Genomic DNA, 23,978 nt, shown 5'->3' on the forward strand with positions numbered 1-23,978 from the left:
CGGGTTTATAAAGCCAGTGTGTGTTGTGAGTGAATGCTTACTATGAGTGACAGCTACCTTTCCTTCGTCAACTCCGCCTGGGGCCGGCGCCTCGCCCGGGCCATCGGCCTGCCGCAGCCGTTGCCGTTGCAGCGCCATCGCAGCGGCCAGCAGGGCTTGGTCAACCCGGTCATCGTCGCCGGGGCAGGGCGGTTATCCACGCAGGTACAACAGATTTTTGCCGCCACCGACACCGTCGCGGCTACGCCGGCGACGCTCCGGGCGCCGTCCACGGTCAAGGTGCAAGGCGCGGTGTTCGATGCCACGGCGGTGCTCGATTTGCAGCAGCTCGACGAGCTCTATGTCTTCTTTCACGCCAATGCCAAGCGCCTCAGTCAGCATGGCCGCGTGGTGGTGCTCGGCACTGCGCCCGAACATTGTCGGGATTTGCCCCAGGCCATCGCCCAACGCGCCCTCGAAGGCCTGGTGCGCTCACTGGCCAAGGAGCTGCGTCGGGCGATCACCGTGCAATTGATCTATGTCGCGCCGGGCGCCGAAGACGCCCTGGACAGCAGCCTGCGGTTTTTTCTGTCGCGCCCTTCGGCCTATGTGTCCGGGCAGGTCGTGCGCCTGCAAAAACCGGTGGATGGCGAGGTTGCCGTCAACTGGGATAAGCCCTTTGTTGGGCGCCGCGCATTGGTCACTGGCGCCTCGCGTGGGATTGGTCTGGCCATCGCCCAAGTGCTGGCCCGCGACGGCGCCCACGTGGTGTGTGTGGACGTGCCCCAAGCCCATGCAGCGCTGCAGCAGGCCGCCGCCAGTGTCAACGGTTCGGCCTTGCCGCTGGACATCACCGCAGCCGACGCGGCCGCGCTGTTGCAGGCACATGTCGAACAGTACGGCGCTTTCGATGTGGTGGTGCACAACGCCGGCATCACCCGTGACAAGACCATTGCCAAAATGACCGAGGCGGCCTGGCGCAGTGTGCTGGCGGTCAACCTGGAAGCACCGTTGCAGTTGAGCAATGCGTTGCTGCACCACCAGGGGTTGAACCCGGGCGGGCGAATTGTGTGCGTGTCGTCGATCTCTGGCATTGCCGGCAACCTGGGGCAGAGCAATTACGCCACCTCCAAGGCCGGTGTGATTGGCTTGGTGCACGGCCTGGCACCGTTGGCGGCAGCGCAGCAGGTCACGGTCAACGCCGTTGCGCCCGGTTTTATCGAGACACAGATGACCGCCAGGATTCCACTGATGATCCGCGAGGCGGGGCGGCGCATGAACTCGATGTCCCAAGGCGGTCAACCAATTGATGTGGCCGAGACCATTGCCTGGCTGGCGCACCCGGCGTCCGGCGGGGTCAACGGCCAAGTCGTACGCGTGTGCGGCCAAAGCCTGCTGGGAGCCTGAGCCATGGACTACGTGACGCAAATCATCGACCCGCCACCGTCGCGCACCCAACTGTTGCTCGATGGCGTGCGCGCGCTGCGCAAACCCAAGCTTGAGGGTGCGCCGTTGCTGCCCAGGGAATGCCTGGTGCGTTCGGCGGTGGCCCTGTCGGCCAGCGCTATCGCCGCGTATGGCCACGCCTGTGGTTTCCGGCGCGAGCAGGGCGTGCCGCTGTCCTATCCGCACGTGCTGGCGTTCCCTTTGCACCTGATGCTGCTGACACGGCCGAGCTTTCCGTATCCGGCCAGCGGCATGGTGCACCTGGCCAATCGGATTCATCAGCACCAGCGTTTGCACGAAGGCCAGGCGTTACGCCTGGAAGTAGGTTGCGAGCGCTGGGTGGCGCACCCCAAAGGCCAGGCGCTGATTATCGCCACGCGGGCCTACGGCGCCGACGCGCTGGTGTGGCAGAGCGACAGCCTGTACCTGCGCCGTGACGTGAAAGACCCGGTCGGCGAACCGTGGGAAGACGTGCTGACGTTGCAGGAAGACGGGCTGTTGCGCAGCCAGCGCTGGGCAGTGCCGGCCGACCTGGGCCGACGTTTTGCCAAGGTATCGGGGGACTTCAACCCGATTCACACCTCGGTGATCGGCGCCAAAATCTTTGGCTTTCGCCGCGCCATCGCCCACGGCATGTGGACCCTGGGCCGCGCGCTCGCCGCTCAGCAACCGCCGGGCGGCCTGGAACACGCCCAGGCGCATTGCGACTTCAAACTGCCGATCTTCCTGCCCGGCCAGGTCACCCTGTGGAATCGCCCCGTGACCGGCCCGCGCCGTGAGTTCGAAGTGCGCAATGCGGCGGGCGATAAACCGCATATGCGTGGGCTTTTTGTCTGGAATGAGAACCGTCAATGAGTGACTACAGTTTTAACCCGGCCCCGACTCGCCGCGTGGCGATTATCGGCGGCAACCGTATCCCGTTTGCCCGCTCCAACAGCGTGTATGCCCACGACAGCAATCAGGACTTGCTGGTTGCCGCCCTGCAAGGACTGGTTGACCGCTACAACCTGCACGGCCAGCGCCTGGGCGAGTTTGCCGCGGGGGCGGTGATCAAGCATTCGCGCGATTTCAACCTGGCGCGCGAGTCGCTGCTGTCGACCACATTGTCGCCCCAGACCCCTGCGTACGACGTGCAACAAGCCTGCGGCACGGGCCTTGAAGCGGCGTTGCTGGTGGCGAATAAAATCGCCCTGGGCCAGATCGACGTCGGCATTGCCGGCGGTAGCGACACCACCTCGGACGCGCCCATCGGCATCAACGAATCCCTGCGCCACACCTTGCTCGCGGCCAACCGCGCCAAGGGCATGGGCGATAAGCTCAAGGCGTTGCTGAAGGTGCGCCCATCGATGTTGTTCAAGCCGTTGCTGCCGCGCAATGGCGAGCCACGCACCGGCCTGTCGATGGGTGAGCACTGTGAAGAAATGGCCAAGCGCTGGCAGATCAAGCGGCTGGCCCAGGATGAGTTGACCCTGACCAGCCACCAGCGCCTGGACGCCGCTTACGCCCGTGGTTTTTTCGACGATCTGATCAGCCCTTATCGCGGCCTTGCGCGCGACAACAACCTGCGGGCTGACACCAGCCTTGCGAAACTCGCCGGGCTATCCCCAGCCTACGACCGTCAGAACGGTACGCTCACGGCGGGCAATTCCACGCCGCTGACCGATGGCGCTTCGGTGGTGCTGTTGGCCAGTGAGGCCTGGGCTGCCGAACACGGCTTGCCGGTGCTGGCCTACCTGCGTACCGGCGAAACAGCGGCGGTGAATTTTGTCGACGGCACCGAAGGCCTGTTGATGGCCCCGGCCTATGCCGTTCCACGCATGCTCAAGCGTGAAGGCCTGAGCTTTGCCGACTTTGACTTCTTCGAGATCCACGAAGCGTTTGCCGCCCAGGTGCTGTGCACGCTCAAGGCCTGGGAAGACGCCGATTACTGCCGTGAGCGCCTGGGCCTGGACGCACCGCTGGGCGCCATCGACCGCAGCAAAATGAACGTCAACGGTGGTTCGCTTGGCTGTGGCCACCCGTTCGCCGCGACCGGTGGCCGGCAGTTGGCGGCACTGGCCAAAACCATCCATGACAATGGTGGCGGGCGCGGCTTGATTTCGATCTGCGCGGCGGGCGGGCTGGGTGTTACGGCCATCGTCGAAAAGTAGCGCGATAAAAACAACAACAAGGAGACTGCCATGAACGCTGTAAGCCTGGAACGTACCGAACGGATCTGGTTGAACGCTTACCTGCCCGGCGTGCCGGCGGACATCGAGGCCGGTATCGAGGAGTACCCGTCGCTGCGCGAGGTGTTCCTTGAACACCTGGAGAAGTTTCGCGAGCGCGTCGCCTACGTCAGCATCGGCACCGAAATGACCTATGCCGACTGGCGGGTGCAAGGCATCGCGTTTGCCGCGTGGCTGCAGGGTCAGGGCGTGAAGAAGGGCGACCGCGTGGCCTTGATGATGCCCAACTGCTTGCAGTACCCGATCTGCCTGTTGGGCACCATCCTGGCCGGTGCGGTGGTGGTCAACGTCAACCCGCTGTACACCTCCCATGAGCTCAAGCATCTGCTCAAGGACAGCGGCGCCGAAACCGTGGTGATTTTCGAAAACTTCGCCCACACCCTGGAAAAGGTCGTGGCCGGCAGCAGCGTCAAGCGCGTGGTGGTGGCGGCCATTGGCGACTTGCTGGGCACCTTCAAGGGCGCGGCGATGAATTTCATCCTGCGCCGTGTGCAAAAGCAGGTGCCCGGTTTTAACCTGCCCGGCGCGGTGCGCTTCAATCGGGTGCTGAAACAGGGGCGGGCGCTGAATCACTTCCCGGTGGCCATGAACCTCGACGACCTGGCCTTTTTGCAATACACCGGCGGCACCACCGGGGACGCCAAGGGTGTGATGCTCAGCCACCGCAATATCATCGCCAACCTGTTGCAGGCCAAGGCCTGGGTCGGCGACCAACTGGACCAGGACCAGCAGGAAACCAACGTCACCTTGCTGCCGCTGTACCACATCTTTTCGCTGACGGTGAACTGCCTGATGTTCATGTGCCTGGGCGGGCGCAACATCCTGATCGCCAACCCGCGTGATGTGAAACGCGTGCAGATGATCCTGCGCAAGGAGCGCTTCAACGGCATTGCCGGGGTCAACACGCTGTTTAATGGCTTGCTCGAAAACAAAGCGTTCTGCGCCCGCGACTTTTCCGCCTTGCGCCTGGTGATCGCCGGCGGCATGGCCACGCACACGGCGGTGGCCAAGCGCTGGAAAGAAGTCACCGGGCTGCCGATCATCGAGGGCTATGGCCTTACCGAGTGCTCGCCGGTGGTGAGCATCAGCCCGATCAATATCGCCCGCATGCGCGAGATGGAGTTCACCGGCAGCATTGGCGTGCCGCTGCCCTCGACTTGGGTGCGTTTTATCCGCGAGGACGGTGAACTGGCCGACACCGGTGAGCAAGGCGAACTGCAAGTGCGCGGGCCGCAGGTGATGCAGGGTTACTGGAAGCGCCCCAAGGAAACCGCCGAGATGCTGGATGCCGAGGGCTGGCTGTCGACCGGTGATATCGGCGTGATGGACGAGCGCGGCTACATCCGCCTGGTGGACCGCAAGAAAGACATGATTCTGGTCTCGGGCTTCAATGTGTACCCGAATGAAATCGAAGACGTGGTGGCCATGCACCCGGGCGTGGGTGAGGTGGCGGCGGTTGGTGTGGAAGATGGCGTCACTGGCGAAAGGGTGAAGATCATCGTAGTGCGCAAGGACCCCAACCTCACGCAGGAGCAGATCCTCGCCCATTGCCGCGAATACCTGACGGGGTACAAAGTGCCGCGGTATGTGGAGTTCCGCACCGCCGAGCTGCCCAAGACCACCGTCGGCAAAGTGCTGCGCCGGGCCTTGCGCTGATTCGAAGGTAACGACGGCCCCAATGTGGGAGCGGGCTTGCCCGCGAATGCAGTGTGTCAGTTTGCACATTTGGCACTGACCCACCGCTTTCGCGAGCAAGCCCGCTCCCACAGCGATTGGGTTTACACCGCAAGCTACGTTGGATGAACACGGTCAATGTGGGAGCGGGCTTGCCCGCGAATGCAGTGTGTCGGATTGCACATGCGGCACTGACCCAACGCTTTCGCGAGCAAGCCCGCTCCCACAGAGATTGGGTTTACACAGCAAGCTACGTTGGATGAACACAGTCAATGTGGGAGCGGGCTTGCCCGCGAATGCAGTGTGCCGGATTGCACATGTGGCACTGACCCACCGCCATCGCGGGCAAGCCCGGCTCCCACAGAGATTGGGTTTACACAGCAAGCTACGTTGGATGAACACGGTCAATGTGGGAGCGGGCTTGCCCGCGAATGCAGTGTGCCGGATTGCACATGCGGCACTGACCCACCGCCATCGCGGGCAAGCCCGGCTCCCACAGAGATTGGGTTTACACAGCAAGCTACGTTGGATGAACACGGTCAATGTGGGAGCGGGCTTGCCCGCGAATGCAGTGTGTCAGATTGCACATACGGCACTGACCCAATGCCATCGCGAGCAAGCCCGCTCCCACAGAGATTGGGTTTACACAGCAAGCTATGTTGGATGAACACAGTCAATGTGGGAGCGGGCTTGCCCGCGAATGCAGTGTGTCGGATTGCACATGCGGCACTGACCCACCGCCATCGCGGGCAAGCCCGCTCCCACAGAGATTGGGTTTACACAGCAAGCTACGTTGGATGAACACGGTCAATGTGGGAGCGGGCTTGCCCGCGAATGCAGTGTGTTGATTGCACATGCGGCACTGACCCAACGCCATCGCGAGCAAGCCCGCTCCCACAGCGATTGGGTTTACACCGCAAGCTAGGTTGGATGAACACGGTCAATGTGGGAGCGGGCTTGCCCGCGAATGCAGTGTGTCAGATTGCACATGTGGCACTGACCCACCGCCATCGCGAGCAAGCCCGCTCCCACAGCGATTGGGTTTACACAGCAAGCTAGGTTGGATGAACACGGTCAATGTGGGAGCGGGCTTGCCCGCGAATGCAGTGTGTCGGATTGCACATGCGGCACTGACCCAACGCCATCGCGGGCATGCCCGCTCCCACCTTTTAAAGTGCAGTGCACCAGGTAGCGGGTGTACTCGGTCACATGTGGGAGCTGGCTTGCCTGCGAAGGCATCCACTGGGTACGCCTGATGTACCGAGGGGTCTGCATCGCAGGCAAGCCAGCTCCCACTTTGGGTCTGTGCAAGGCTCAGGAATCAGTGTTTCCAGGCGGCCGGGTTCACCAGGTTTTTCGGGCGGTCGCCGGCCAGCGCCGCCAGCAGGTTGTCCACCGCACATTTAGCCATCGCTTCGCGTGTTTCATGGGTCGCCGAGCCGATGTGCGGCGTGGCCACCACATTGTTCAAGCGCAACAGGGGCGAATCGTGGTTCAACGGCTCACGCTCAAACACATCCAAACCCGCTGCTCGAATCGTGCGTTGCTGCAGCGCCTGAACCAGCGCCGCCTCGTCCACCACTTTGCCGCGCGAGATGTTGATAAAGATCGTCTCCGGGCCCATCAGTGCAAACTCTTCAGCGCCGATCAGCTTCTCGGTTTCGGCAGTCAGCGGCAAGGTCAGGCAGACAAAGTCAGCTTCCTTGAGCAAATCCACCAGGCCGCGGTACTGCGCGCCAAAGCGTTCTTCCACCAGCGGCTTGGGCGAGTGGCTGTGGTAGATCACCGGCATGCCAAAACCAAAGTGCCCGCGTTGGGCCAAGGCTTCGCCGATGCGGCCCATGCCGATGATGCCGAGGGTTTTGCCATGCACGTCGGTGCCGAAATGGGACGGGCCGATGTTCTTGCTCCATTGGCCGGCCCGCACCATGTCGGCCAGCTCCACCACCCGGCGCGCGGTGGCCAGGATCAGCGCAAAACCGGTATCGGCAGTGGTTTCGGTGAGCACGTCCGGCGTGTTGCTGAGCAGGATGCCGCGTTGGGTCAGGTAGTCGATGTCGTAGTTGTCGACACCCACCGAGACACTGGCCACCGCTTCAAGGTGTGGCGCCAGGTCGAGCAGCTTGGCGTCCAGGCGCAGGCTGGCACCCAGCAGGCCCTGGGCGCGGGGCAAGGCCTCGCGCAGCTTGGCCAGGCCGGGTTCGTCGAGGGCTTCGATCAGCGTGACGTCGGCCTGCTCATGCAGGCGGGCCATCAAGGGCGCAGAGAGTTTCTTGTATAAAACGACAGACTTTTTCATCGGGTTTTCACCTTCAATCCAAGGGTCGGCATCGGCGCGCGTTCACGGTCGCTGGCGCCGGGCTTGAGGAAAATAGTCAACACCACCGACAGCATCAGCGCACCGCTCATCAGCAGGTACGAAGCGCCAGGCGAACCGGTGGTGCTGTTGAGGTAACCCACCAGGTACGAACCGCCGAACGAGCCCAGCGCGCCCATGCTGTTGATCAGCGCCATGGCGCCGCCAGCGACGTTGGCCGGCAGGATCTCCGGCACGATGGCAAAGAACGGCCCGTAGGGCGCATACATGCAGGCGCCGGCGATGACCAGCAGGCTGTAGGACCACCAGAAGTGTTCAGCGCCCAACGCGTAGGAGGCGTAGAACGCAATGGAGGCAATCAGCAGCGGTGGCCACACAAAGCGTTTACGTTTTTGCAGTTTGTCCGAGCCCCAGGACACCGCGAGCATGCCGATCACCGCCGCCAGGTAAGGCAACGCCGACAGCCAGCCGGCTTCGACCATGTCCATTTGCAGGCCGGCCTTGAGGATCGACGGCAGCCACAGCACAAAGCCGTAAACGCCGATGCTCCAGCAGAAAAACTGCAGCGCCAGGATGATCACTTTGGGCGAGCGGAAGGCCTCGGCGTAGTTCTTCACCGCCTTGATCCCGACTTGCTCGGCGGCCAGCGCGCTTTCCAGGTCTTTTTTGTGCTGCTCACTCAGCCACTTGGCGTCGGCGGGTTTTTCATCCGCCAGCTTCCACCAGATAAACGCCCAGATCACCGCCGGTATGCCTTCGATGATAAACATCCAGCGCCAGCTGAAGTGCTGCACCAGATAGCCCGACACCACTGACATCCACAGCATGGTCACCGGGTTGCCGAGGATCAGGAAGGTATTGGCGCGCGAGCGTTCGGCCCGCGTGAACCAGTGGCACAGGTACACCAGCATCGCCGGCATCACGGCGGCTTCGACCACCCCGAGCATGAAGCGAATGGCGATCAGCATGTAGGCGTTGGACACCACGCCGGTCAGGGTGGCAAGGCCGCCCCAGAGGATCAGGCTGACAAAAATCAGCTTTTTAACGCTGCGCTTTTGCGCGTAGATCGCCCCCGGCACCTGGAAGAAAAAGTAGCCGAGGAAGAACAGCGCGCCCAGCAGCGAGGACATGCCGGGGGTGATCATCAGGTCTTCGGCCATCCCGGAGGCGGCGGCGAAGCCGTAGTTGGCGCGGTCCAGGTACGCCAGGCTGTAGGTGATAAACACGATAGGCATGATGTACCACCAGCGGCGGGTGGCGAGTTTCAAGGTATCCATGGAGTTGCTCCTGAGCTTGTTGTAGTTGTGGCAACAGGGTGTAAGTCATGCAACGGATCGAGTGGGTAACTCCGCACGGGTGGGCAAACCTTCCATGTCGCCGCGGCTCTGCACGGCGCGGCTGCCGATCCAGTTGCCGCGCTGTACCGCTTCGGGGAAGCTGAGGTTTTCCAACAGGGCGCTGATCATGCCGACGGCAAAACCATCGCCGGCGCCGACGGTGTCGACGACTTTTTCCACCGGCACGGCGGCAACGAAGCCCTGGTCCATCTGGGTGCGGTAATAGGCGCCGTCCGGCCCAAGCTTGATGGCCACGGCCTCGGCGCCCTGGTCGAGGTAGAACGCGGCGATGTCGGCCGGGTCTTCAAAGCCTGTGAGCAAGCGACCTTCGCTCAAACCCGGCAAGACCCAATCCGCCATGGCGGCAAGGGCGTTGATTTCGGCGATCATCTGCGCCTGGCTGGCCCATAACGATGGGCGCAGGTTGGGGTCGAACGACACGCTGTGCCCGGCTTTGCGCATCTGTGTCATCAGCTCGCGGGACAGCTCACGGGTGGCCTCGGACAACGCCGGCGGAATGCCGGTGGCGTGCAGGTGACGCGCCTGCAGCAGCGTGGGGCTGATGGCGGCGATGGACAGGTGGCTGGCCGCCGAGCCTTTGCGGAAGTATTCCACTTGAGGGTCTGCGCCGGCCTCTTCGCGGGACTTGAACTGAAAGCCGGTGGGGTGCAAGGGATCGACCGCCACATGCCGACAATCCAGGCCTTCCTTTTTCAGGGTGTCGACCACAAAACGCCCGAGGGAATCATTCCCCACCCGGCTCAGCCAGGCCACATTGAACCCCAGGCGCGACAGGCCAATGGCGACGTTGCTGTCGGCCCCGGCAATGCGTTTGTGGAACTGAGCCACCTGGGCCAGATCGCCGGTCTGCTCGGCGACAAACATCGCCATGGTTTCACCAAACGACAGGATATCGATCTCAGACATGGGCATTCTCCGCACGCGGTTGGCCAAGGACGGTGAGGGCGGCGACCTGTTGCGCGGTGACCTCGATCAGGTCATCACCCTGCAACGGGAATTCCACGGCCCGGGTAATACCTTGGGTCATATGCTTGAGCAGTTGTTCCCACAGATGCAGGTCGGTGGCGCCGGGCGGCAGGGCCACCAGCTTGCCGTCCTGGCGCCGGGCCACGGCCTTGCAGTGCAGGTAATCCACGTGACGACCGAGCAAACGTGCCGCGGTGAGGGCGGACTGGTCTTGCCATTGCCAGTTGCCGATGTCGAACGTCATCTTGACGGGCAGGCCCAGGCGCTCGACCTCGGTGAAGAACCGCTGCATTGGCTCGATCCGTCCGCCGTGCAGGGTCTGGTCGTTTTCCACCAGCAGTTGCACCGGGTGCCGGTTGAGCAGGGCGTGCAGACTTTGCAGGTCGTTGGTGTCGGTGAAGTAGCCGAGGGAGACTTTCAGCCAGCGCGCGCCGAATGCCTGGGCGCGTTCCAGGGTGTCATTCAGCTCGGGGTTGGGCTGGGCGCGGCCGGCGACCCACAGTTCCAGCGGTGAGGAGTACACCGATTCCAGGCCATGCGCGGCCGCAGCCTGGGCCAGTGTGGTCGGGTGTTCGGTGGTCAGCAGTTCTTCACGCCATTCGATGCGTTGGGCGCCGGCAGCGCTCAGCACGTCGACAAAACTCAGTTGGCCCTGTTGGCGAACGAGCTCGGCGCCGTAGCTGGAAAGGCTGATGGAGACGGGGTATTTGTGCATTGTTGTTTACCTCTGAAACCGGTTTCATTTTTATACGCAAAACAGTGTGGGAGCGGGCTTGCCGGCGATGGCGGTGTGTCAGGCGACTACGGCTTCGCCTGGTAAACCGTCATCGCAGGCAAGCCAGCTCCCACAAGGGATTGTGTGGAACCACGGATGATTAATTCCGGCAAAAAATCCAGGGTGCGCGTCGGCGCGTCATCGCCGCGCAGGCGTTTGAGCAGGCAGTCGAAGGCACTGGCGCCGATCGCTTCAGTAGGCTGGGCGAGGGCGGTAATGCCATTGCCCACCAGCGGGTACCAGTCCAGATCATCCAGGGCGATCAGGCCGACATCTTCAAACAGCCGGCAGCCTGAAGCCTTGAGCGCACGGGTACAGGCCAGCGCGGCAATACCGTTGGCGCAGAACAGCGCTTTCGGGCCGGGCGTGGCAAGGAAGGCTTGCAAGCGGCTTTGCAGCGCGTCGTCCAGTTCCAGTACCGCGCCGGTCAGCCCTGGGCGGCTGGCGATCTCGGCCTTGAAACTGGCCTGGCGCTCCAGGCGTGAGCTGGTGCCATCGGCGGCTTCGCTGACCAGCAACACGTCACGATAACCCTGCTGTTGCAAATGTTCGACGGCGATGCGCACCGCTGCGGCGTTGTCCAGCCCCACCAGGTCGCTGTGCAATGGCTCGACCTTGCGGTCCACCAGCACCAGCGGCATTTCCTGCTGCAGTTGCAGCAGTTGGTCAAGGTGATGGCCGAGGGTGTTCACGATCAGCCCTTCGATGTTGTACGAGCGCAGGGCTGCCAAATGCTGGCGCTCCTGCTCGTCATCGCGGTCGGTGTTGCACACCACCAGGCTGTAGCCGTGCTTGCGGCAGGCGGTTTCGACGCCATGCATCACGGCAATGGAATAGGGGTTGCGGATATCGGCCACCAGCATGCCGATCAAGCGTGTGCGCCCACGTTTCAAACCACGGGCCATCTGGTTGGGGCGGTAGCCAAGTTCGCTGATGGCCTGTTCGATACGCTGCGCGATGGCGTCGGAGAGCAGGGCGCGGTCATCACCGATAAAGCGCGACACGCTGGCTTTGGACACACCGGCGCGCTCGGCAACGTCAAGCATGGTCACGCGGCTGCGCTGGGCGGCGGAAAATGGAGTCACGATTACGGGCCTTTCTTATTGGAGTTAGCCGTTTCACCGCCTGAGACAGGCTCTGAAACCGGTTTCATAAAATGCCAGGCGGCGCCTTTCGTCAAGGAATATTTAGAAATAGACGCGTGCACAACGCTGAAAAAAAACGACGAGTGGATGGGCCTACCTGTTAGTTCTGACAGTATCCGTGCGCAGGCTTTAGGCGTTTAATTTTTCCATGGCAGGCGCGAAGACCTTGCTCTCGTGACTCGCCGTGCTGAAACTTTTCCTGAGGCCGGAACATGTCAACTATCCGAAAGCCCTACACGCGTTCCCGGCCTTTAACCAAACTGGCTGTCATTGGCGACGGCTTGGATCCCGTTACGGTCCCAGGTGTTGTGACCGCCGACGGCAGAGGGGTTGTGCCGCTGCAACTGCTGCTCAGCCCGTTGAAGGTGCAGATCCCCGCCTGGGAGCCGATGCCAACGCCTGCTGTCCCGGGTGACCCGGCAGATCCGGTGCATACGTGTGAACTTTGGTGGGAGAGCGATGATGGCATCAGGCTTCTCGACCGGTTCCTGATCGGGCCGCCACCACCGGATATTCCGGCGTTTTTTGAGCGTGAAATCAGCATGCTCAACCTGCGCAGCCGCACTCGAATTGCACGCCTTTACTACACCGTCCGCAACGTCGGCGGGCAGAGCACCAGTTTGCCAGTGACGATCACGATCGACCTGGAACCGCCAAAATTGATCGCCCCGACGGACATGGCACGCTTTGTCGTGCCGCCAGAGCCGGCGATCAACGCCCAGTATTTGACCGACAATCAGCCCACGGCTTTTTACATTCCGGTCTACAACATCGGGGCGCCCAATGACCGTATTGAATTCTTTTTATCCAATTCGCCCGCGCCGCCGTTGAAGCTGGCGGACGGCGGCTCGCTGGTAAATTTCAGCACCACGCCCCCCACGGCAACCTTGAACTCAGATGCGTTTCGCGACCTGAACAATGGCCCTGGGTACCTGTTCTATCGAATTTATGACGAGGCCGGCAATTTCAGCACGTTGAGCAGCGGGCTGCCTTTTGTGCTGTCCCTGGGGCTGCCCGCGCCGAGCATTCGTCCTCCGATCTACAACGATGAGTTGATCAAGCGCAATGACGCTCGCGTGGATGAAGGCGGCGGGGTGTTCGTGCGCATAGACAGCTACCCGGGCTGGTCCGCCGCTGCCAGGCATGAAGTGATTGTGTATTGGGATGACCGGCCAACCACGCGCCGCCTGGTGACGCAATTGCCGTTCGACGTGGACATCCCCTGGACGGTACTCAGGGGGCCGAGTCCGGTTCTGGCGGCACAGACCGTAGCGGTGCGCTACGAAATCTACGGGCTCAACCCTTTGCCGACGTCGTCCAAGTCGCTTTCCGTCAATGTGAACCTGACGATCGCCGGCCAAGATCACGCCAATGCACCGGCATTGCTGAACCCGACGTTGGCGCCGGTAGAAATTGTGGGCCGCACAGGCACCAACACACTGGTTGATGCGGACCGAGGTTACCCCGTGCGCGTGCGAGTGCGGCTGTTTGATACGCCCCGTGTGGGGGACTCGATGAGCCTGTACTGGAATGGGGTGGGCCCGGTGGCCACCTATGCTGTGAGCGCCGCTGATAGTGCCGGTAGCTGGGTGTTTTTCAGCGACGTGCCGTGGTCCGTGATCAGTGGCGGCACTGGCGCGGTGTACGCGGTGCATTACACCACCACGAACGGCTTTAACGAACAACGCTCCCCCGTTACCAATGTGAATACCCAGCTTGTCCCACTGCCTGCACCGCTTATACAGCACACGCTGACCAATGGTTACTTGACCTGCAGTGCGCAAACCAACCCGGTTAACGGCGTGCCCTGGTCAATGTTGAAAGATGGCGTGCGATGGTTAATAACGCCCAACCCCGCGTTACGGGTGGGCGACATGATCAAGTTTGTGTGGCAAGGCTTCAATGAGAATAACTGGAGCACATTAAATACAAGCGTTGTCGTCACTCGGTCACTGTTATGGGAGCCCGCACATACAGTCGCCGGTGCAGTTATTGTTCTGGATTCGTTTGATATGACGCTGCTGCCGGTGCGCAAGTACGGATCGGCGACCGGCAGTTATGAAGTATGGCGTGAGGGTGTGAAAGTTGGCGAGTCACTCCCGGGGCGAGTCAGGGTTGATTTGACCTACGGTACAGGGCGGTATTGTTCTGCGAATGGAATCGTGTCGGGTTGAATCATCGGTGTGTGTCATGTGTGCATTAGGTATTTGGCTTTTTACGGTAAGGCTTCGTGGTGGATAAACAAAGTTTATTCACTTGGCGAAGCGCATTTTGGTCTTAGCGGTTTAACTGTCCGGAGCAAGATAATGGAACTTACAAACAGACAAATCATAGATGCTTTTGTACCTAGGGCGCCCTCCGATTACACGCCCGAAAGATTTCAACTTGGCGTGTTTGCTGACCAAGTGATTGGATACACGGGGTTGCTGACGCGTGCGGCTTCAAAAGGACAGTCCACCAATTTGAATATTCCCCTGTGGGACGGCGCAAGTACCGACCCTGCGGCGATGGATGTATTAACTGTCGAGATTGCTCCGTACCTGGATCTGAGTGGTTTGGATGTAGAGGCCGAAGATGCCTATTTCGGCTCCAGCAGCACCCGGTTTCAACGCCGATTGACAAGTCAACCCGATCCAGTGCCGGTGGCAATACCGCAAGCCTATCGTCCCCCTGGTGTGTATTTGGTCAGGTACCGGGTGCTCATCGCCGACTCGGGCGTCGATAACTTTTCAGTCCCGCAGCTGCTGGTCGTCGACGAGACGTCTCCCTACGACCGCCCCCGCGTCAATCCGCCGGAACCCTCGCTGCCGGTGGGCTTGGTCGGGCCTCTGGACCTTGCCTATATTCAGAGTCAGCCAAACCAGACGGCGCTGTTTCCGATTCCCTATGATGCGCAAAACGGGTTATCCGATGGCGATTACGTCGAAATGTTTTTCGGCTCTTCGGATAAGCCTTACGCGTTTGCGCCGCCTAACCCGGAAACAAAATTCCGGATTGATCCGGCTGTGCCCCTGACGCTTCCGTTGCCGGCGAGTGTTGTCGCGGCTGAACGCAGGGGCAACTTCAGTATGCGCTACCGCCTGTTTGACGTGGCCGGCAACCCCTCCGAGCTCTCGTACAGCCTGGATCTGGCAGACCTGGCACAGGCGCCATTGCCCACCGAATTTTCTGCGCCAACGGTTGAACTGGCAGTGCCCGGCGATGGCCTGATTGACCGTGCTGATGTGGTGTCGGGAGGCGGCGTGCGAGTGCTGGTTCCCAGCTACACGAATGCGCTGCGCCCTACAGATGAAATCGTCGTTACGCTGAGCTCAGCGTTCGCCTCAATTCCGGTCACGGTGGCGCTGGGCACTACTGCATTCCCGGTGCCGGCTCTGTTCACGGCGGCCAATGTGGATACGCTGTACGGGCCTCAAACACCCGGCAAGAACCGGGTGCCTGTAACGGCTTCGTACGTCGTGCGTCGCGGCGCAACCACCTATCCGACGCCGCCTTTGGAAACACCGTTCGATCTTGACCTGTCTATCGTTGGGCCTGTGGGGCCGGTGATCGTGGGGCCTGGGAACTTGAATCCCAACCTGTCGCCAGTGGTGGTCCAGGCGATGCGCGCCGGGGGCACATTCGGGCCTGATAACCATCTGGAGGCTGATGACGTAAATCTGGCAGCAAGGGCTCGAATTCCATTGTGGACGACGCCCGCATTGCCCGCCGACTCACTGCCGTTCACGGTGACCTTGAATTATGGTGGCCGTCTGCAAGCGCAGAATGTCGTGACCCTGCCTGCCAGTGGGTTCGTGGATTTCACCATTCCCTTCAGTGATATCAGAGCGTTGGGCGGCCCTACGCAGTTGGCGTCTTACACCATCACGTCGGCGGCCAGTGCAAACCCGAGTGTGTCGGTCAATACAACGGTGATCGTCGACTCTGTCATTTTGCGAATGGAAGCGCCGAGAGTCCTTAATAATACCGGTACGCTGAACTGCGACACGCTGAGGCCGATTAACAGCGGCAGATTGGTCATTCATATTCCAGGCTCGGATTATTTGAGCGCGGGGCAACTTATAAACGTGACGTTCGTCGGGTTCCAGAATAATACCCAGACACCACCGTCCGTGGTCACCGAGTCTCGAACTTTTACAGTGCCCGACGCCTCGGCTGCCAGTATTGGATGGGACCTTACATTTGACGTAAGTTCTACGGTCTTGTTTAACCCGATCAACGCCAACCGCTCGTTGTTGACCCAAGGTTCGGCAACAGTAACCTTTGATACTCAATATCTGGGGCAAACAGTGCCTTCGCTTCCCGCCAATTATCGTGTGCGGGGTTTCCGTCCAGGCACGGGAAGTTCCAACTATTGTGCCGGCGGCGTGGTGCCTGCTTAGTATTTAAATACAGGGGTAGTTACCAAAGAGGGGCGGCATCCTCTTTGGTACTCCCAACTTTGTATTGATTCCTTTAAAGGCGCAGAGGGCGCCATAGCCCCACAGCAGCTGTTGATTTTTATCAGATTGATTGGGAGAAATCCTACAGATTTTAAGCGAGTGCTCGTCAATCATGGCGCCGCTTAATGGGCTGGGTCCCACCAGATTTGGAACCCGCCCTATTGTTTCGTGCAGGAACTAGAGGTTCATTATATGTCGGCAGTATTTAACTTCAAACCAACACCCTTGAGCCTTGCGTTGTCAGCCCCGGCCGTCACGTTAATGTTCCTGGTGGCTCCCACTGCGCACGCGCAAACCCAAGTCATTTTGCCCAATACGTCGATATCGGCCGCTACGCCGCTTGATAACTATGTGCTGTCTGGCGGATCAAGCTTGATTGCGCACGGTGCGACGACCCGGCAGATTCAAATGGTTAACGCCGGTTTGACGCTGGAGCCGGGCAGCAAAACGTTAGATATCGAAGCCCGACTGCAATCGAAAGTGGTCGTTGATAACTCCCAGGTGACGGCGCGCCCCACGATCACCCAGGCCATTTCGGTCGCGGGTAACAGCAGTGCATTAATCACCAATAACAGTACGGTCACCAATGCCACGGGTTGGGGGGTGAGTGTCACCCGAACGACAGGCGGCACGGATGGTTCATCCCTCACGGTAAAAGACAGCAGTGTTATCGGTGCAACTCGCGGTATTTCCGCCGCCGGCTACGGCACGGTGAACCTGGACAATGCCCGCGTCGACGCTACGGCTGCGACAGGTATAGGTTTGGTACTGCTTAATGCCGACGCTGTGGCGCGCAATAACAGCCTTATTACTGGCGGGGTGAACGGCGTCAATATGCGCATGGAGGGGGATCTGACGCGGACCAACTCCTTGATCCTGGATAATTCCGTGGTCCAGGGCAAAAGCGGCTCAGCCATCCTGGTCAATCCGCCGCTCACCAACAGCACCAAGGCTGATATCCAGGTTCTCAACGGTTCGAACCTGCTCAGCGGTAATGGTGTGCTGCTTCAAGTGGACAATAACTCCAGCGCCAACCTGTTCGTCGACAACAGCCAGTTGACCGGCGACGTGGTCATTGGCGCGGGCAGCACGGGCATGGTGCAACTCAACAACAATGCCTCGCTCACTGGCCAGTTGCGCAATGTCGAGCAACTCGACGTCAACAGCAATGCCCAGTGGGTGCTGGTGGGTGACAGCCAGGTCAATACCCTGAAAATGGGCGGCGGCAACGTAGTCTTTGGCGCCCCGGGCCAATTCTTCCAACTGAACACCAATAACCTGACCGGTAACGGCACGTTCAAAATGCACACCAACTTCAACACCGGCGAGACCGACCTGTTGAATGTCAATGGCAACGCCGAAGGCAATCACCAACTGTTGATTGGCGCCAGTGGCTCGGAGTTGGCCACCGGTGAGGCCATCAAAGTGGTACACACCGAAAGCGGCGGCGCCAGGTTCGGGCTGGTGGGCGATACCGTCGATGTCGGCGCTTTCGAATATGGGCTCAAGCAGGAAGGCACCGACTGGTACCTGGACACCGAGAAAAAGGGCACCAGTACCAGCGCCAAAGCCGTGCTGGCATTGGCCAACGCTGCACCTGCGGTACTGGTGGGTGAGTCGAGCATATTGCGCACCCGCATGGGCGAAGTCCGCTTTGGCCAGGGCAAGAGCCAGGGCCTGTGGATGCGCGGCTACGGCAACAAGATTGACGTGGCGGCCAACAGCAACGGCGTGGGCTACTCACAGAACCAGACCGGCCTGACCATTGGTGCCGATACGGCGCTGGATGCGGGTGATGGCCAGTGGACGCTGGGGGTCATGGGCGGTTACAGCAACTCAACCCTGGGCCTGAGCCGTGGCAGCAGCGGTATGGTCAACAGCTACTACCTGGGTACCTATGCAACCTGGCTGGATGAAGAAAGCGGCGTGTACGTCGACCTGGTGGGCAAGGTCAACAAACTCAAAGGCCAAAGCCAGGTCAACATGAGCGACGGCCAACGTGCCAAAGGCAAATACACGCAAGACGCGGTGAGCGCATCTGCCGAGGTGGGCAGAAACATCAAGCTCGATGATGAGGGCCTGTATGTTGAACCGTTTGCCCAGTTGTCCATCGCCGCCATTGGCGGCGCCAACTACACCATGGACAACGGCCTGAAGGCAAAGAGCGATCGTGCCACGTCAGCCATCGGCAAAGTAGGTGTCACCCTGGGCAAAAATGTCCAGCTGGACAGCGGCAGCATTCTGCAGCCGTACCTGCGCACGGCGGCGGCGCGTGATTTCAGTCCGGACAACCGGGTGTACATCAACGATCAGAGGTTTAATAACAACCTTTCGGGCGCGAGCGTCGAGGTCGCGGGCGGCATGGCTGTTTCGTTGTCGAAAAACCTTAGCCTGCATGCCGAAGTCAGTCACAGCAAAGGCAAGGCGTACGACATGCCTTGGGGCGCAACTGCAGGGTTGCAGTACGCCTTCTAAAGTACGTGTGCACGTGGATAGGGGAAGCCTTGGCTTCCCCTTTTTTTCGCCCGTCTGATCAGCGCGCTGGGCCTAACTGAACAAGCCTGCGGCAATGTTGATCGAAAAACCCAGAATCGCTGTATTGAACAAAAAACCGATCAACGACTGGCCCAGCACAACTTTGCGCAGACCGCGCGTGGCCACGCCCACATCGGCTGTTTGCACCGCCACGCCGATGGTGAACGAGAAGTACAGGAAGTCCCAATAGTTGGGGTTGCGCAAGCCTTCGGCAAAACGCAATGCCGGCTCCTCGCCCTCCCAAGTGTAGAAAAGGCGCGCGTAGTGCACGCTGAAAATCACCCCGGTCAACAACCATGAGCCGACCACGGTCATGCCGGTAAAGCCGTAATGCAGCAGGCGCGCTGTGCTGTCGAGGTCTTTGCTGCCCACCAGGTTCACCGTGATGGTCGCAAGGCTGGCAATTGCCGCGATGCACACCATGAACAACACCAGCCCGGCGTTTTCGTCTTCAATCTCGGCGATGCGTTTTACGTCGTCGGCGCGAGCACGGGTCGCCAGCCATAGCATCAGCAGCAGGTAGGTCCAGACGCCGGCGTTCCAGCCGATGAGGATTTTGCTGATCAGCGTATCGGCAGGCGCCAGAATGCCCACGGCAAGGCCGAGTACGGCGGCGGATGAAAGGCGAGGGTGGGTGCGGGCGAGGAAGGCCATAGGTGCTCACAACAAGAGAGGTTGTGAGCACCATAGCGCATTTTCGGACGGGTTATGGACGCTTGCGCACCCACTTCATGACGACCACAAAGAACACCGGCACAAACACCACCGCCAGTGTTGCGGTGATCATCCCGCCGATCACCCCGGTGCCAATGGCTTGCTGGCTGGCGGAGCTGGCGCCGGTGGCAATCGCCAGGGGCACCACGCCGAGGATAAACGCCAGCGACGTCATGATGATCGGCCGCAAACGCAGGCGCGCCGCTTTCAAGGTGGCGTCGATCAGGTCCTCGCCTTGCTCATACAAATCCTTGGCGAATTCGATGATCAGGATCGCGTTCTTCGCCGACAAGCCGATGATGGTGATCAAGCCGACCTTGAAAAACACATCGTTAGGCATGCCGCGCAAACTCACCGCCAATACCGCGCCGAGCACGCCCAGCGGCACCACCAGCAACACCGAGGTCGGGATCGACCAACTTTCATACAGCGCCGCCAGGCACAGGAACACGATCAGCAGCGACAGGCCCAACAGCAACGGCGCCTGGGAGCCGGACAAACGCTCCTGCAGCGACAAACCGGTCCATTCCTGGCCCAGCCCTGCGGGCAGTTGGCTGACCAGGCGCTGGATTTCTTCCATGGCTTCACCCGTGCTGTGCCCTGGCGCCGCTTCGCCGCTGATGGCGATGGCGGGGTAGCCGTTGTAGCGGGTCAGCTGCGCCGGGCCCTGGGTCCATTTGGCTTCGACAAATGCCGATAACGGCACCATCTTGCCGGCGTTGTTGCGCACATTGATCTTCAACAAATCCGCCACCTGGCTGCGCTGATCGCCTTCGGCCTGCACCACCACCCGTTGCATACGGCCCTGGTTGGGGAAGTCGTTGATGTAGGCCGAGCCGATGGCTGAAGACAACACATTACCGACGTCAGCAAAGGAAACCCCCAGTGCATTGGCCTGCTTGCGGTCCACTTCCAACTGCACTTGCGGCGCCTCGGCCAGGGCGCTTTCACGCACGTTGGCCAGGATCGGGTTTTTCTCGGCGGCCGCCAGCAGCTCAGTACGCGCCGCCATCAGGGCGGCATGGCCGACACCGCCACGGTCCTGCAACCGGAACTCGAAACCACTGGAGGTGCCCAGGCCATCTACCGGCGGCGGCAGGATCGCATAGGCAATCGCATCCTTGAGCTCGCTGAACGCGGCGTTGGCGCGGTCGGCAATTGCCGCCGCCGAATCGTCGCTGCTGCGTTTGGACCAGTCCTTGAGCGTGGTGAACGCCAGCGCCGCGTTCTGCCCGGAGCCAGAGAAACTGAAGCCCATGATCATGGTGGTATCGCCCACCCCAGGCTCCTGGGCGTTATGCGCCTCGATCTGCTCGGCCACCTGCACCGTGCGGTTCTTGCTCGCACCCGGTGGCAGCTGGATGTCGGTGATGGTGTAACCCTGGTCTTCCACCGGCAGGAACGAGGAGGGCAGGCGGCTGAACATCCAGCCCAGGCCCACCAGCAGCACCAGATAGATCAGCAGGTAACGGCCGCTGCGTTTGAGGGCGTAGGCCACCCAGCCTTCATAGCGGTCGGTCAGGCGTTCAAAACGCGTATTGAACCAACCGAAAAAACCGCGCTTGGCGTGGTGTTCGCCCTTGGCAATCGGCTTGAGCAACGTGGCGCACAGGGCCGGGGTCAGGGTCAAAGCCAGGAACGCCGAGAACAGAATCGAGGTGGCCATCGACAGCGAGAACTGCTGGTAAATCACGCCCACCGAGCCCGGCATAAAGGCCATCGGCAGGAACACCGCGACCAGCACCAAGGTGATGCCGACGATGGCTCCGGTGATCTGGCCCATGGCTTTGCGCGTGGCCTCCTTGGGCGACAGACCCTCGGTGGCCATGATGCGCTCGACGTTTTCGACCACCACAATCGCATCGTCCACCAGAATGCCGATGGCCAACACCATGCCGAACATGGTCAGCACGTTGATCGAAAACCCCAGCAACAGCATGGTGGCGAACGTGCCCATCAGCGCAATCGGCACCACCAGCGTCGGGATCAGCGTGTAGCGCACGTTCTGCAGGAACAGGAACATCACCGCAAACACCAGCGCCATGGCTTCCAGCAAGGTGTAAACCACCTTGGTGATCGAGACTTTGACGAAGGGCGAGGTGTCGTACGGGATCTTGTACTCCACATTGGCCGGGAAGTAGCGCGACAGCTCGTCCATCTTCGCCCGCACCAGCGTTGCGGTGCTCAGCGCGTTGGCACCTGGCGACAGCTGCACACTGACGGCGGTGGACGGCTTGCCGTTCAGGCGCGTGGAAAACTGATATTCCTGGCTGCCGATTTCCACCCGCGCCACATCGCCGATGCGCACGGTGGAGCCGTCCGGGTTGGCCTTGAGCACGATGTCGGCGAACTCCGCCGGCGTCGACAGCTGGCCTTTGACCAGAATGGCGGCGGTGATTTCCTGGGTGCTGGTGCCCGGCAAATCACCGATGCTGCCCGCCGAGACCTGCGCATTCTGTGCGCTGATCGCGGCGTTGACGTCGGCGGGCGTAAGGTTGAAGCCAATCAGTTTCTGCGGGTCGATCCAGATACGCATCGCACGCTCGGCGCCATACAGCTGCGCCTTGCCCACGCCCTCGATGCGCTTGAGCTCGTTCATCACGTTGCGCGCCAGGTAATCGCTGAGCGCCACGTCATCGAGCTTGCCGTCGCTGGACGTCAGGGTCACCAGCAGCAGGAACCCGGCAGAGACTTTCTCCACCTGCAACCCTTGCTGGGTAACGGCTTGCGGCAAGCGCGGCTCTACCGCCTTCAGACGGTTTTGCACATCGACCTGGGCCATTTCCGGGTCGGTGCCCGGCTGGAACGTCGCGGTGATGGTCGCCGAGCCCAGGCTGCTTTGGGACTCGAAATACAGCAGGTGATCGGCGCCATTGAGCTCCTGCTCGATCAGGCTGACCACACTTTCGTCCAGGGTCTGGGCCGAGGCGCCCGGGTACACCGCGTAGATTTCCACCTTCGGCGGCGCGACGTTGGGGTACTGGGCCACCGGCAGCTGCGGGATCGCAAGCGCGCCGGCCAGCAAGATAAACAGGGCGACCACCCAGGCGAAGATCGGGCGGTCAATAAAGAACTGCGGCATTGTCAGGTATTCCTTTGCTTAGCGGACCGAGGCCTGGGCATTCGGCGCAGGGCTGTCGTCCACTTCGACTTTTTCACCGGGGCGTGCGTGTTGCAGGCCTTCGACGATGATGCGGTCACCGGGCTTGAGTCCGTTGCTGACGATCCAGCGATCCTCGATCACCGCGCCAAGCTCCACCGGTTGCTGGCTGACGACCTGTTCGGCGTCCAGCAAGAGCACCATCGGGATGCCGGCGCTGTCGCGGGTAATGGCGCGTTGCGGCACGCTGATGCCTTGTTTGTCCACCGCCTGTTCCAGGCGCACGCGTACAAAGCTGCCGGGCAACAGGTCGAGGTCCGGGTTGGGGAATTCGCTGCGCAGGATGATCTGCCCGGTGCCGGGGTCGACGCTGATTTCGGCAAACAGCAATTTGCCTGGCAGCGGGTACAGGCTGCCGTCGTCCTCGATCAGCGTGGCCTTGGCCTGGTCCTGGCCGACCTGCTTCAAGCTGCCGGCACGGAAGGCGCGGCGCAGGTCGTTCAACTCGCGGGTGGACTGGGTCAGGTCGGCGTGGATCGGGTCCAGTTGCTGGATGATCGCCAGCGGCGTGGCTTCGTTTTGCCCGACCAGCGCGCCCTCGGTGACCAACGCGCGGCCGATGCGCCCGGAGATCGGCGCGGTCACGGTGGCGTAGCCCAGGTTGAGTTTGGCGCGCTCGACGGCGGCTTTGTTGGCGGCGACTTCGGCATTGGTCTGGCGCACGGCGGCGCGGGCATTGTCGTAATCCTGGCCGCTGATGGCGTTGCCTTCGACCAACTGGCTGTAGCGCTGCTCCTGCAGACGCGCCTGGAACGCGTTGGCCTGCGCCTTGCTCAGGTTGGCCTGGGCGCTGTCCAGGTCGGCTTTGAACGGGGCCGGGTCGATGCGAAACAGCACGTCGCCCTGTTTCACGTCGTGACCTTCCTTGAACACGCGCTGCATGACCACACCGGCCACCCGCGCGCGCACTTCGGCAATACGCGGCGCGGCGATCCGCCCGCTCAGTTCACTGGTGATCGACAAGGGCTTGGCCTGCAGGGTCTCGATGCGCACTTTGGCCAGGGGCATTTGCGGCGCCTCGTCCGCCGACTGGCCACATGCGCTCAGGGCGAGCGCCAGGGCCAGCAGGCAAAACGGCGCAAACAGATTCTTCGACATGCTCATATCCCAATATTGACTGGCGCATCCTAAAGACACCTGCGCCGTGGTGCTGTGAAGCTGTGTAGCTCGTCTGTGAAGAAATGTAAGGTGCGACCCATAGTCGCCTGAGGGCGTATATCCTTGCACAATCCTGCAAAC

The 23,978-nt window shown here is 61.2% G+C and carries 15 protein-coding genes; 7 read left to right on the top strand and 8 right to left on the bottom strand.

What is annotated here, in order from left to right; translation table 11 throughout:
• Positions 1–42: 42 nt before the first annotated feature.
• The 4 genes from AB5I78_RS13045 to AB5I78_RS13060 are packed head-to-tail and all read left to right on the top strand — an operon-like array spanning position 43 to position 5,309.
• Entirely contained in the window at positions 43–1,386 is a 1,344-nt protein-coding gene (locus AB5I78_RS13045) for a 3-oxoacyl-ACP reductase (RefSeq protein WP_369302331.1), read from the top strand.
• A gap of 3 nt (positions 1,387–1,389) precedes the next feature.
• On the top strand, positions 1,390–2,280 hold the full coding sequence (locus AB5I78_RS13050; protein WP_369302330.1) for a MaoC family dehydratase: 891 nt from the start codon (positions 1,390–1,392) through the stop codon (positions 2,278–2,280).
• The gene (locus AB5I78_RS13055) at positions 2,277–3,575 is read left to right on the top strand and encodes an acetyl-CoA C-acetyltransferase (protein ID WP_369302329.1); all 1,299 of its coding nucleotides are present in this window, start codon (positions 2,277–2,279) and stop codon (positions 3,573–3,575) included. Before AB5I78_RS13050 ends, AB5I78_RS13055 begins: the two co-directional genes overlap by 4 nt.
• 30 nt (positions 3,576–3,605) lie before the next feature.
• Positions 3,606–5,309 carry an AMP-binding protein gene (locus AB5I78_RS13060; RefSeq protein ID WP_369302328.1) on the top strand — a complete coding sequence of 568 codons (1,704 nt, stop codon included), beginning with the start codon at positions 3,606–3,608 and terminating at the stop codon, positions 5,307–5,309.
• Between the two features lie 1,339 nt (positions 5,310–6,648).
• Here the strand turns inward: AB5I78_RS13060 and AB5I78_RS13065 are convergent.
• From AB5I78_RS13065 to AB5I78_RS13085, 5 genes are all read right to left on the bottom strand, one after another.
• Positions 6,649–7,626 carry an NAD(P)-dependent oxidoreductase gene (locus AB5I78_RS13065; RefSeq protein WP_369302327.1) on the bottom strand — a complete coding sequence of 326 codons (978 nt, stop codon included), beginning with the start codon at positions 7,624–7,626 and terminating at the stop codon, positions 6,649–6,651.
• Entirely contained in the window at positions 7,623–8,921 is a 1,299-nt protein-coding gene (locus AB5I78_RS13070) for an MFS transporter (RefSeq protein ID WP_106577856.1), read from the bottom strand. Before AB5I78_RS13070 ends, AB5I78_RS13065 begins: the two co-directional genes overlap by 4 nt.
• A 45-nt stretch (positions 8,922–8,966) precedes the next feature.
• The gene (locus tag AB5I78_RS13075; protein ID WP_262206573.1) at positions 8,967–9,908 is read right to left on the bottom strand and encodes a sugar kinase; all 942 of its coding nucleotides are present in this window, start codon (positions 9,906–9,908) and stop codon (positions 8,967–8,969) included.
• Complete coding sequence (locus tag AB5I78_RS13080; RefSeq protein ID WP_369302326.1) at positions 9,901–10,683, bottom strand: sugar phosphate isomerase/epimerase family protein; 783 nt, start codon at positions 10,681–10,683, stop codon at positions 9,901–9,903. The genes AB5I78_RS13075 and AB5I78_RS13080 overlap by 8 nt, the downstream gene beginning before the upstream one ends.
• A gap of 86 nt (positions 10,684–10,769) precedes the next feature.
• Entirely contained in the window at positions 10,770–11,828 is a 1,059-nt protein-coding gene (locus tag AB5I78_RS13085) for a LacI family DNA-binding transcriptional regulator (RefSeq protein WP_347341001.1), read from the bottom strand.
• A gap of 272 nt (positions 11,829–12,100) precedes the next feature.
• Between AB5I78_RS13085 and AB5I78_RS13090 the strand changes: the two genes are divergently transcribed.
• The 3 genes from AB5I78_RS13090 to AB5I78_RS13100 all read left to right on the top strand — a co-directional run bounded on the left by AB5I78_RS13090 (position 12,101) and on the right by AB5I78_RS13100 (position 18,805).
• Positions 12,101–14,062 carry a hypothetical protein gene (locus AB5I78_RS13090; RefSeq protein WP_369302325.1) on the top strand — a complete coding sequence of 654 codons (1,962 nt, stop codon included), beginning with the start codon at positions 12,101–12,103 and terminating at the stop codon, positions 14,060–14,062.
• A gap of 132 nt (positions 14,063–14,194) precedes the next feature.
• Entirely contained in the window at positions 14,195–16,270 is a 2,076-nt protein-coding gene (locus tag AB5I78_RS13095) for a hypothetical protein (protein WP_369302324.1), read from the top strand.
• A 252-nt stretch (positions 16,271–16,522) separates the two neighbouring features.
• Positions 16,523–18,805: an autotransporter outer membrane beta-barrel domain-containing protein gene (locus AB5I78_RS13100; RefSeq protein ID WP_369302323.1), complete on the top strand. Its 2,283-nt coding sequence runs from the start codon at positions 16,523–16,525 to the stop codon at positions 18,803–18,805.
• Positions 18,806–18,877: 72 nt separating this feature from the next.
• Here AB5I78_RS13100 and AB5I78_RS13105 read toward each other — a convergent pair whose 3' ends face one another.
• The 3 genes from AB5I78_RS13105 to AB5I78_RS13115 are packed head-to-tail and all read right to left on the bottom strand — an operon-like array spanning position 18,878 to position 23,837.
• Positions 18,878–19,519, bottom strand: coding sequence for a DUF1345 domain-containing protein (locus AB5I78_RS13105; protein ID WP_106577860.1), 642 nt, complete (start codon positions 19,517–19,519; stop codon positions 18,878–18,880).
• 52 nt (positions 19,520–19,571) lie between these two features.
• Positions 19,572–22,661 carry a multidrug efflux RND transporter permease subunit gene (locus AB5I78_RS13110; protein ID WP_369302322.1) on the bottom strand — a complete coding sequence of 1,030 codons (3,090 nt, stop codon included), beginning with the start codon at positions 22,659–22,661 and terminating at the stop codon, positions 19,572–19,574.
• A gap of 18 nt (positions 22,662–22,679) precedes the next feature.
• Positions 22,680–23,837, bottom strand: a complete 1,158-nt coding sequence (locus AB5I78_RS13115) for an efflux RND transporter periplasmic adaptor subunit (protein ID WP_369302321.1) — start codon at positions 23,835–23,837, stop codon at positions 22,680–22,682.
• Between the last annotated feature and the right edge of the window lie 141 nt (positions 23,838–23,978).

The sequence above is a fragment of the Pseudomonas sp. N2-3-1-14 genome (assembly GCF_041228395.1).
Taxonomy (GTDB): domain Bacteria; phylum Pseudomonadota; class Gammaproteobacteria; order Pseudomonadales; family Pseudomonadaceae; genus Aquipseudomonas.